An 11,054-nucleotide genomic window follows, 5' to 3' on the forward strand; every position below is an offset into this window, starting at 1 on the left:
CGGCGCCGCGCCTCACATTCTTCGGATAGTCTGCCAGTGACCCATTCGGCACTGCCAGCAGCCCCGCGCTGTCACTTTCAGGAGAACCCCCATGTTCGATCCCACACTGGTGACCGGTATCGGCGCGATCCTCGCCGTCGTCTTCATCATCGGCATCATCGGTTTCATCATGTTCCGCCGCGCCTACCGCGTGGCTGCGCCCAATGAGGCGCTCGTCATCACCGGCCGCGCACCCACCCGCAGCAAGGGCGGGGACGTCGACCTCGAAAGCGGCACCCGCGTCGTGGTCGGCGGTCGCGCCATCGTCAGGCCGCTGTTCGACCGCGCGCACACGATCTCGCTGTCCTCGCGCCAGATCAGCATCGAGATCGAGGGCTACTCGTCGAACAACATCTTCCTCCGGCTGCGCGGTGTCGCCCAGATCAAAGTCGGCGAATCGGTTGCCGACATCCGCAAAGCCGCCCAGCGCTTCCTCGATCAGCAGAAGGCCATCGACAACTACTGCCAGGAGATCCTCTCCGGTACGCTGCGCGCGGTCATCGGCACGCTGACGGTCGAGCAGGTGCTGCGCGACCGCGCCGAGTTCGCCGCGCAGGTGCGGGCCGATGCCGCGGATTCGATGAACAACCAGGGCCTGGTCATCGACACCTTCCAGATCATCTCGATCGAAGACGATGACGGCTATCTCAAGGATCTCGGCCGTCCCGAGGCCGCACTCGTCGCCGAGCGTGCCGCGATCGCTGAGTCCGAATCGCGCCGCAAGGCGACCGAAGCCTCGAACGCCGATGCCCAGCGGGTGGCCGAGTCCCAGAAGGACCTCGAGCTGCGCCAAGCCGCGATCCAGCGTGAGACCGCTGCCGAGAAGGCGCAGGCGGCTGCCGCTGAGGAACTGGCCCGTGCGGAGCAGGAGCAGCGCATCCTGGATGAGAAGCAGAAGATCGCTGACCGCAACAACGAGCTGCGTGAGCGCGAACTCATCGGTGAGGTGCAGAAGCCAGCCGATGCCAAGAAGTACGCCGCCGAACGCGAAGCTGACGCCGATCACTACCGGCGCGAGCGCGCCTCGGCAGCGGCACTGGTCGAAGCGCAGAACGACGCTGCGGCCGCCGAGACGCGCGGCCGGGCCGAGGCGGCTGCGGTGGCCGCCCGCGGTGAGGCCGAGGCACGGGCGATCGAGGCCGCCGCCGAGGCGTACGCCTCCTACAACGATGCCGCACGACTGGCCGAGATCCTCAAAGTGCTGCCGGAGATGGCCGGCCGCCTGGCTGAGCCCTACGGCAGCATCGACAGGCTCTCGATCATCTCCTCCGATGGGGAAGGGAAGCTAAGCGAGAACATCGGCGTCAACCTCGCCAAAGTGCTGCAGGTCGTCGACGAGACCACCGGAGTCGACCTCCGGACCCTGCTGCACACAGCCGCAGACTCCGAGACTTCCGCATCTCAGCCGGCTCCGGGTGCCGGGGCATCTCAGCCGCCAGCCACCACCGAGGCGAAGGAGACGTCCTGATCTGAGGTCACCGAGCCGATGACCAACAGGGGGCGGGCACCGAATCATCGCTGCCCGCCCCCTTTCTGGGTGAGTCTGTCAGGCTCAGCTGTCCTGCTTGATGAGCTCGGCACACTTCTCGCCGATCATCATGACGGTGATGTTCGGGTTGACAGCGGTGATGAGCGGCATCACCGAGGCATCAGCCACGCGCAGGCCCGTGACGCCCTTGACCTTGAGATCGGGGGTCAGCGGCGATTCGCTGTCGTCCGCCGGGCCCATCCGCACACTGCCGGCCGGGTGGTAGACGGTGTTGTGGGTGCGGACGATGTAGTCTTCAATCTGCTCATCAGTCTGCACGTCCTCACCCGGGTAGAGCTCGCGGCCGGCCCATTCGGCCATCGCCGGCTGCGAGACGATCTCGCGGGCCTTCTTGATGCCCTCGACCATGATGTGCATGTCATAGCCCTCAGGATCGGTGAAGTAGCGCGGATCGACCTTCGGCTTGTCCCGGTAGTCGAGGCTGCGCAGGCGCACCGTGCCCCGCGACCGGGCGTGCGGCACATTCGGCGTGAGGCAGAAGGCGTTCTCCGAGGTGGGGTAGCCCTGGCGGCGAGTGTGCATGTCGAAGGGCACCGAACCGTAGTGCATCATGAGGTCCGGCACATCGCCCTCACCGTCGATGCGGGTGAAGATGCCGATCTCCCACCACTGCGTCGATTCGGTGACCATCGGCTTCTTCGCCTCCCACTGGATGACGCCCTCCGGGTGGTCCTGCAGGTTCGAGCCGACGCCGGGAGCATCGACGCGCACGTCGACGCCGACCTCCTTCAGGTGGGCGGCCGGGCCGATGCCCGAGAGCATGAGCAGCTTCGGGGTGTCGATCGCGCCGGCGGAGAGGATCACCTCGCGGTCGGCGGCGATCCGGTGGGTGCGGCCGAAGGCGTTGTTGACGACGTGCACGCCGGTGGCGGTGTTGTCGTCGTCGAACTCGATCTCGCGCACCCACGTGTCGGTGAGAATCGTGAGGTTCTCGCGGTCGAGGATCGGGTGCAGATAGGACACCGAGGACGATGACCGGGTGCCGTCGGCCTTGCGGTTGATCTGGAAAAAGTTCGCGCCGTTGACGACCGTCTCACCGGTGTTGAACTGCGCGCGCGGGATGCCGGCCTGTTCGCATGCATCGAGGATGGCGACGCCGCACGGGTCGTTCGGCGGGACGTTCATGAGCTCGACCGGGCCGTCGTGGCCGTGCAGCGGGCCGTCGTCCTCGTTGGTCTCGAGCTTGGTGAACAGCGGGAACGTCTTCTCCGCCTCCCAGCCGATGGCACCGTAGGTGTTCGCCCAGGCGTCGAGGTCCTCCTTCGGTGCCCAGAAGGCGATGCAGGAGTTGTGCGAGGAGCAGCCGCCGAGCACCTTGGCGCGGGCATGGCGCATGAACGAGTTGCCGTTGGCCTGCTCTTCGATCGGGTAGTCCCAGTCGTAGCCGGATTCGAGCAGCTCCATCCACCGGTTGAGGGTGAGGACGACGTCGAGGTCGACATCGGTGGGCCCGGCCTCGAGCAGGCCGACGGTGACATTGGGGTCCTCGCTTAAGCGGGCGGCGACGGCCGCACCGGCCGAGCCGCCGCCGACGACGATGTAGTCGAAAGTGTGGGTGGTCTCCATGGCTCCCTCTCAGTGCTCCGGGAACCAGCCGGTGACAGCCGGTTCGAGGTTCTGGTAGATGTGCTTGGCTTCCTGATATTCGGCAAGACCGGTCGGTCCGAGTTCGCGGCCGAACCCGGACTGCTTGAATCCGCCCCATTCGGCCTGCGGCAGATAGGGGTGGAAGTCGTTGATCCAGATGGTGCCGTGGCGCAGGCGGCCAGCAACCCGCTGGGACTTGCCGGCATCCTGCGTCCACACCGCACCGGCTAAGCCGTAGTGGGTGTCATTGGCCAGGGCGACGGCCTCATCCTCGGTGGTGAAGGTCTCGACGGTCACCACCGGGCCGAAGGCCTCGTCGCGCAGCACGGACATACCCGGCTTGACCTGGTCGATGACGGTCGGCAGGTAGTAGAAACCGGATTCGAGCGCGCCGGTCCCCCAGCTGCCGCCGCAGCGCACGCGGGCGCCTTCCTGCTTGCCGGCCTCCACATAGGCGGTGACCTTGTCGCGGTGCTCAGCGGAGATGAGCGGGCCGGTCTCGGCGTTCTCATCGAAGGGCCCACCGAGGCGGATCTTCTCGGCCCGGGCGACGAGCTCATCGACGAACTCCTCGGCGATCGACTCCTCGACGATGAGCCGGGCACCGGCCGAGCACACCTGGCCGGAGTGCACGAAGGCGGCGTTGAGCGCATTGTCCAGGGCGGCTGCCCGGTCGGCGTCGGCGAAGATGACATTGGGGTTCTTCCCGCCGAGCTCCAGGGCGATCTTCTTGACCGTCTCGGCAGCATTGCGGGCGATGAGCCGGCCGGTGACGAGACCGCCGGTGAACGACACCATATCGATGTCCGCATGCGTCGACAGCGGGGCCCCCGCCTCGGCTCCGGCACCCAGGATGAGGTTGCCGACGCCGGCGGGCAGGCCGGCCTCCTCCAGCACCTGCATGATGAGGATCGCGGTGTGCGGGGTGAGCTCAGCCGGCTTGAGCACAAAGGTGTTGCCGGAGGCCAGGCAGGGGGCGATCTTCCACGCGGCCTGCAGCAGCGGGTAGTTCCACGGGGTGATGAGCGCGCACACGCCCACCGGCTCATAGACGATGCGCGAGACCACCGAGGCGTCACCGGCGTCGACGACGCGGCCGGCGTTTGAGTCGGCGATCCGGCCGAAGTACTCGAAGCAGGCGGCGATATCGTCCATATCCATCTCGGATTCGACGAGCCGTTTGCCGGTGTCGAGCGATTCGGCGCGGGCGAATTCGTCCTTGCGCTCCCGGATCGCGGCGGCGACCTTGAGCAGCAGCGCACCGCGCTCGGCCGCCGGCACGCTCGACCACACGGCGGAGTCGAAGGCCCGCCGGGCGGCTTCGATCACCTTGACGGTGTCGTCCTGGGTGGCTTCGTCGACGACGGCGACGAGTTCGCCGTTGGCCGGGCAGTGGATCTCGCGGGTTCCTCCGGCGGAGGCGGAGACCCACTCGCCGTCGATGTACAGGGTGTTCGGCATGGCACTCCTCACTCTGGCACGGCGCCGGGATCGACACCGTGCTGCGGTCAGCTCTGGTCGGTGGTTGTGGTCTCCGGGGTGCCCTCTTCCCAGTCGGTGGTGAGGGTCGTCGGGGCAGCTGCTGCGACATCCGGCGGGGTGCCGTCGGAGATGCGCAGGAACTCCAGATGCGCCTCATAGCTGCTGAGCACATCGGAGATCAGCTGCTCCTTGGTGTAGCCGAAGACATCGTATCCGCGTGATCCCTCGGTGTTGAAGACCTCGAGGCGGTAGTACGCGTCACTGCCTTCGCGGGCGGTGTTGAGGGCGAAGGACGGCATCTGCGAGGCCACCGGATAGACCTGGTAGACGCACGGCTCCGCCTCGGCGAACTCGATCGTCAGCGCGGCCTGCGGCAGCTTCAGGGACACCACTTCCGAGGTGTCGAGCTGAGCGTCGGCGCCATTGGCGCGCAGCTCCTCGGCCACCGCGGTCAGCGCCGGGATGACGGTGGACTTGAAGTAGCGGGAGACGGATCCGCGGCCGGGGAAGCTCGTCGCGCGGCGCAGGCGCTGCTGCCAGGACAGCCCGGCCTGACCGGACAGCCGGCCGGGCAGGCTGTTGAACCGGCTGTCGGTGACATCGAGCTCGACCTGCAGCGCCCGGTAGAGGGAGAGCATGACGAGATAGAGCACGATCGAGAACGGCAGGCCGATGATGAGCGTGGCTCCCTGCAGGGTGGTGACGCCGTCGACGATGAGCATGCCGAGGGTCAGCACGCCGGTGGCGATCGCCCAGAACACGCGCAGGCCCTTGCGGCCGTCAGTGTTGGGGTCGTGGGTGTGGGAGGTGAAGTTCGCCAGCACGAGCGCACCGGAGTCAGCGGAGGTGACGTAGAAGAGCAGACCGACGATCGTCGCCAGGCCGATGACGGCGGTGGCCCCGGGGTACATCTCCAGCAGCGAGTAGAACGCCCGCTCCGGGGTGTTGGCTGCGACATCGGCGAACTCCGTGTCGCCGTCGAGCACGAGGCGCAGGGTGGAGTTGCCGAAGATCGAGATGAAGATGGCGATGAAGGTGAAGGGGACGATGAGCACGCCGGTGACGAACTGGCGGATCGTGCGGCCGCGGGAGATGCGGGCGAGGAACAGGCCGACGAACGGCGCCCAGGCGATCCACCAGGCCCAGAAGAACAGCGTCCAGCCGGCCATCCAGTCATCGGGCTGGATGAACGGGAAGACGTCGAGCGTCATGCGCGGCAGCTCGTAGAGGTACTCGCCGATGTTGGTCACGAGTGCGTCGAAGAGGAACCGGGTCTTGCCGGTGATGAGGATGTGGGCGAGCAGGACGATCGCGAGGATGACGTTGAGCTCTGAGAGCCGGCGGATGCCCTTCTCCACACCGGTGACGGTCGAGATCGTCGCCATGAGCACGGCGAGCGCGATGAGGCCGATCTGCGCGCCGACGCCTTCGGGAATGCCGAACATGATCGACAGGCCGTAGTTGAGCTGCACGACGCCGATGCCCAGCGAGGTGGCGATGCCGAAGACGGTGCCGAGCACGGCGGCGACGTCAATGCTGGAGCCGAGCCATCCGTTGATCCGCTTGCCGATCGCCCAGTACAGGATCGAGCGGATCGACAGCGGCATGTTCTTGCGGTAGGCGAAGTAGGCGAAGGCCATGCCCATGAGTGCGTACATCGCCCAGCCGGTGATGCCGTAGTGGAACAGCGTCCAGATGACGGCCATGCGCGCCCGGCCGTTCGGGTCGGAGTCCGGGTTGAGCGGATCGGCGACCTCGCCCTCGGGCGGGTACAGGAACTGGGAGGCCGGTTCGGAGACCGAGAAGAACATCAGGTCGATGCCGATGCCGGCGGCGAACAGCATCGCCGTCCACGTGAAGAGGCTGAACTGGGGGCGCGAATGCTGCGGGCCCAGTCGGATCGAGCCGGTGCGGCCGGCGGCCATGATGATGACGAAGACGATGATGAGGGTGGCGGTGAGGATGTAGTACCAGCCGAAGTTCGCTGAGATCCAGCCGACTGCGGTGCTCAGCACCGTATTGGCGTTCTCCGGGGCGATGATCGCCCACAGGGCGATGGCGAGGATGCTGATGCCGGAGATGAGGAAGACCGGCCAGTTCGCCGGCGGCGGATCAGCCGGGGCCGAGGTGCCGGTCGGCTGCGCTTCCGGGTCCGCTCCCGAGGTGCCGGTCGGGGTTTCGCTTGGGGTGGCCCGGGCCGAGGCAGTGCGTGGGTTCTGCTGCGGGTTCAGCGACTCTGCTGAGGGTTTCGACTCTGACGGGTGTTGCGCATCATTCATGTGATCGTCTCTGCAATGTGGAGGTGAGCCGGCGCGCGGCGAACCGGCGGCGGCTGGACGCTCTCCACATTAGCAACCGCCGCAGCCGATATTACCGATGGGTGAGAACGGCTCATGAGAAGACCGCACCCGCGGAGCTGGCCCCGCGGCCACGAGGCGCAGCTGCGCCCTCAGCTGTCGACGCGTTCGAGCGCAGCTGCCAGGCGCGCCACCGCGCCGTCGACATCGGCCCATTTGTCGAGGCCGAAGAGGCCGATGCGGAAGGTCTGGAATCCTTCGGGCTCATCGACCATGAGCGGTACCCCGGCCGCCACCTGGACGCCGGCGGCAGCGAAGCCGGCGACCACCTCGGCGGCGGGTCGCTGGGTCTGGACGACGACGACCGTCGGCGACTGCCAGCCCTCCGCCGCGACCGAGGTGTACCCGTGTTCGGTGAGGAGGCGGCGGACCGCGGTGCCGAGTTCGATCTGGCGTTCGCGCAGCAGCGGCAGGCCGGTGTCGACGGCCTCCTGCATGAGGGTGAGGTTGTGGGCGATGGAGTCAGTGGGCATCGTCGCGTGGTAGCCGTGCTTTCCGGCGGCGTAGCCTTCGCTGATCGTCAGCCACTTCTTCAGATCGAGTGCGAAGCTCGAGCTCGTCGTGTCCTCGATCGCGGTGCGGGCGCGTTCGGAGAGCATGATGTAGCCGGCGCAGGGGGAGCCGCTCCAGCCCTTCTGCGGGGCGGAGAGCAGGATGTCGACGCCGATGTCCTCCATGTCGACCCACAGCGGGCCGGAGGCGACGCAGTCGAGCACGAACAGGCCGCCGGCCTCGTGCACGGCCGCGGCGAGCTGGCGCAGGTAGTCGGCGGTGAGGAGGATGCCCGAGGCGGTCTCGACGTGCGGGGCGAAGACGAGTTCGCTGCGCTGCCGGCGGATCGCTTCGACGACCTCGTCGATGGGCGCCGGGGCGAAGCCCTTGTCGGAGTCGCCGCCTGCCGGGCGGGCTTTGAGGACCTCGTGTTCGGCGGGGATCTGGCCGATGTCGAGGATCTGCGACCAGCGGTAGGAGAACTGGCCGTTGCGCACGATGAGGCAGCGCTTGCCGCCGGCGAACTGCCGGGCGACTGCTTCCATACCGTAGGAGCCGCCGCCGGGCACGAGTGCGGCGGTGTGGGCATTGTAGGTGCTGCGCAGGATCGCGAGCGTGTCCTCCATGACGGACACGAAGCGTGCGGACATGTGGTTGAGCGACCGGTCGGTGAAGACAACGGAGTATTCGAGCAGGCCGTCCGGGTCGATATCAGCGTGTGGCAGATCCATGACTTCAGCTTAGACGAGTGCTGCGGAGGTGTTGAGATGTGTGCCACACGCTGAGAACTGCACCGCCGCGGGGCGGGAGCACATGAATGCGCGCAGGGCCGCCGAGGCGGTTGCTGACCTGGCGGCCCTGCGCTGGGGACAGGGGGACTATTCGGTTATCGAGGGGTGGGAGTGCCGAGGAAGGTCATCGAGGAAGGTCATCACAGCGCCGCTGCGACGCCGTCCTTGATCCGCTGCAAGTCAACGGTTCCTGGACACGAGGTGGAGACCACCGAGTTGTGGGGAATGATCTGAGCCTGCGGGTCGAGGCCGTATTCACGGCAGATCCGGGTGCAGAGGGCGATCGAGGTGTCGTAGGTGAACTGATCCGGTGCGCGGTCCTGATCTGCGGAGTGCTCGATGCCGATGCTGCGCTGGTTCATCGACAGATCGCCGGCATGCCAGGCGGTGTTCTCCTCGCCCACGTACTGGTGAAGTTCGCCTTCACCGATGCCGTAGTGGGCGCTGACCTGGGCTTCGGGGTCGAGGAAGGTGCCGTCGGCAGCGGCGAGCGTGCCGACGATGTAGTGGATGACGATCCGGTCGATGCCGGAGCCGGCGCGGCCTTCGTTGAAGTTGGGGCTTCCGATCCAGATGGGTTCTGCCATGGCTTATCCCTCCACTCCGCGTCCGAGTGCACAGCCGAGGCGGTTGGCCGGGTTCGAGGCCTCACCACCATCGGCATCGGAGGTGCGGAAGCCAGCGGCCTCGGTGACGGGTCGTGTTTCAGCAGCCTGGGCGGTACCTGCGCCGAGGACGACGGCGGATCCGAAGACAGCTGCTCCTGTAGCGAACAATGAACGGCGAGTAATCACATTCGTGTCCATGTATCCAACGCTAGAAGTGGCGGGATTCGGCCCACAATTCCGCCTTCGTTCTACGCCGATCGTCGTAGTCACGTCGATGTCGTTGCTCTGACCTGCGCCTTTGCCTGAAATCGGGAGTGATCGCCGGTCTGCGGCATCCTCCGGATTCACGCGGATTCCTCCCGATGCTTGCACGAAGTTGAACGGAAGCGGGCTGTGCGGGCGGCGTTTGGCACCGCCTCGGGTGGTCGTGCTGGCGGCAGCTGCGCCGTGTGGCTTCCGGTTGTGGCCGCATCAGATGACGGCTGCTCTGGGATCCTCGAGTTCATGGTCAGAATATGTGTACGGGACAGGCATCTTGCCCAGTGTTCCCTAGGGCTGCAGGGGGTTATACATGCTCTGCGAGAACACAGGTGGCCGGGCCGGTCACAGCCCCGGTGTGGTGTACGCGCACACACTCGTCAAGAGCGGCGAGCGCGCTGCTGGGCTGGGCCCGCGTGCTGCAGCTCCTGCGGCGCTTCGGCAGCCTGCCGGAGTGTGCGGTCCTCGGGCTAGGTGCCGCTCTCTGCGCCGGCGACCGTTGATGACTTGAGTGCGTGGATCACGAGTGCAGCATCAGCAGCGGGCAGGACGTCGAGCGCTGTGCAGCTACCGTCGGCATCCGCTGGGTGGAGTGCGGCATTGGTGACGATGAGGCCGACGATGAGTCGTGCGGCCGCCTCGGCATCGGCTGTGCGCACCGCCTGCCCCCGTGCGGTCGCACGGTTCAGGATTGCGGTGAGAAAGTCTCGCGTGGGGACAAGGATGCTCTCGCGAACAGCGGCAGCCAGCTCAGAGTTGTGGGCAGATTCACCGACGAGGGAGACAAGGGCAGCTGCCACCTTCCCCGAGAACGCATGGCGCTTCTGCTCGAACATCTCACGCAGGTCACCATCGAGTGAGCCGGTGTCGGCCTCGGGCCCTTCGTCGGCGGCGATCTGGCCTGCCACGGCAAGGATGAGCTCGCGTTTGGTGGGCCTCCGTCGGTAGATGGTGGCCGTGGACACTCCCGCGCGCTTTGCGACAGCTCCGAGCGTGAGACGTGCGTATCCAGACCTGGAACCGCTACCGACCGAACCGCGCGTACGGCAACGCAAAGCTCGCCAACATCCTCTTCACCAAGGGCCTGCACAGCCGTTTCCATGACCAGGGACTGTCGAGTGTCGCCTTCCACCCCGGCAATGTCGCCACCAGCTTCGCCTCTGACACCAGCAGCTATTTCCACTGGGTCTACCACGGTGCTCTCAACCGCTTCCTCATGTCACCCGAGCAGGGCGGGGTCAACCTCGCCTACTTCATCACAGGAAAGCCCGGTAGCACCTGGAGATCCGGCGAGTACTACAACGACCCCAGGAAGCTCGGACGCACCAACAAGCAGGTCGGCGATTCTGACCTCGTGGCCCGGCATTGGTACCTCAGCGCTCAACTCCTCGACATCGCCTGGTCACCGCAGGGGCAGCCTCCGAAAACCGGAACGATGTCGCGAGACATCAGCGCCGGAACAGAGAACCTCGGGACATCGAGTGAACGATGTCCCGTGACTTCACTCCCCCGCCAAGAAGATCGAGGCCCTGCGCAGGATCTCGTTGTCTTCTTTGAGTCGTCGATTCTCCGCCTTGCGGCGTTTGATCTCGGCCCGAGCCAACCAACGTCGCACCGACTCCCGCAAAACACTTCCTGGCCGGCGTCGAAGCGGTCACTGCCGCAGGCTGAGTGGGATACTCCTGCTGGTGCTCTCTCACCAGCCGCACGCACCTCGCTCGCGGCTGAACATCAATCCTTCTAGGCATACTGTCAGTCCTTCCGAACTCAAACAGCAGCGGCATCAAACCGGCTCTTCGGACATCCGGTGGGGGTGAGGTTCGTCGGGTGCTGGTTGGCGGGTAGGGGTCGAGGTCCCCGAGGATCAGAAGCGCTAACCACCTGATCTACC

The 11,054-nt window shown here is 66.3% G+C and carries 9 protein-coding genes; 2 read left to right on the forward strand and 7 right to left on the reverse strand.

From position 1 onward, the window contains the following. Positions 1 to 91: 91 nt before the first annotated feature. Positions 92 to 1,507 carry a flotillin family protein gene (locus ACFFN1_RS09285; protein WP_376840427.1) on the forward strand — a complete coding sequence of 472 codons (1,416 nt, stop codon included), beginning with the start codon at positions 92 to 94 and terminating at the stop codon, positions 1,505 to 1,507. A gap of 84 nt (positions 1,508 to 1,591) precedes the next feature. Here ACFFN1_RS09285 and ACFFN1_RS09290 read toward each other — a convergent pair whose 3' ends face one another. The 7 genes from ACFFN1_RS09290 to ACFFN1_RS09320 all read right to left on the reverse strand — a co-directional run bounded on the left by ACFFN1_RS09290 (position 1,592) and on the right by ACFFN1_RS09320 (position 10,128). Beyond that, positions 1,592 to 3,154, reverse strand: coding sequence for a GMC family oxidoreductase (locus ACFFN1_RS09290; RefSeq protein ID WP_376840429.1), 1,563 nt, complete (start codon positions 3,152 to 3,154; stop codon positions 1,592 to 1,594). Between the two features lie 9 nt (positions 3,155 to 3,163). Beyond that, positions 3,164 to 4,636 (reverse strand): aldehyde dehydrogenase family protein, encoded by a 1,473-nt coding sequence (locus ACFFN1_RS09295; protein WP_376840430.1) that lies wholly within the window; start codon positions 4,634 to 4,636, stop codon positions 3,164 to 3,166. A 47-nt stretch (positions 4,637 to 4,683) separates the two neighbouring features. Next, positions 4,684 to 6,936, reverse strand: coding sequence for a choline BCCT transporter BetT (betT, locus tag ACFFN1_RS09300; protein WP_376840432.1), 2,253 nt, complete (start codon positions 6,934 to 6,936; stop codon positions 4,684 to 4,686). Positions 6,937 to 7,106: 170 nt separating this feature from the next. Next, positions 7,107 to 8,237: an aminotransferase class V-fold PLP-dependent enzyme gene (locus ACFFN1_RS09305; RefSeq protein ID WP_376840433.1), complete on the reverse strand. Its 1,131-nt coding sequence runs from the start codon at positions 8,235 to 8,237 to the stop codon at positions 7,107 to 7,109. 200 nt (positions 8,238 to 8,437) lie between these two features. After that, on the reverse strand, positions 8,438 to 8,884 hold the full coding sequence (locus ACFFN1_RS09310; protein ID WP_376840435.1) for an N-acetylmuramoyl-L-alanine amidase: 447 nt from the start codon (positions 8,882 to 8,884) through the stop codon (positions 8,438 to 8,440). Between the two features lie 3 nt (positions 8,885 to 8,887). Continuing rightward, positions 8,888 to 9,103, reverse strand: coding sequence for a hypothetical protein (locus tag ACFFN1_RS09315; protein WP_376840436.1), 216 nt, complete (start codon positions 9,101 to 9,103; stop codon positions 8,888 to 8,890). 530 nt (positions 9,104 to 9,633) lie between these two features. Further along, positions 9,634 to 10,128, reverse strand: coding sequence for a TetR-like C-terminal domain-containing protein (locus tag ACFFN1_RS09320; RefSeq protein ID WP_376840437.1), 495 nt, complete (start codon positions 10,126 to 10,128; stop codon positions 9,634 to 9,636). A gap of 35 nt (positions 10,129 to 10,163) precedes the next feature. On the opposite strand from ACFFN1_RS09320, the gene ACFFN1_RS09325 reads away from it, so the two are divergent. Next, positions 10,164 to 10,907: a Rossmann-fold NAD(P)-binding domain-containing protein gene (locus ACFFN1_RS09325; protein WP_376840438.1), complete on the forward strand. Its 744-nt coding sequence runs from the start codon at positions 10,164 to 10,166 to the stop codon at positions 10,905 to 10,907. The last annotated feature ends 147 nt before the right edge of the window (positions 10,908 to 11,054 follow it).

Origin of the sequence: Brevibacterium otitidis, assembly GCF_042429315.1 — a bacterium.
In the GTDB taxonomy this organism is placed as follows: domain Bacteria; phylum Actinomycetota; class Actinomycetes; order Actinomycetales; family Brevibacteriaceae; genus Brevibacterium; species Brevibacterium otitidis.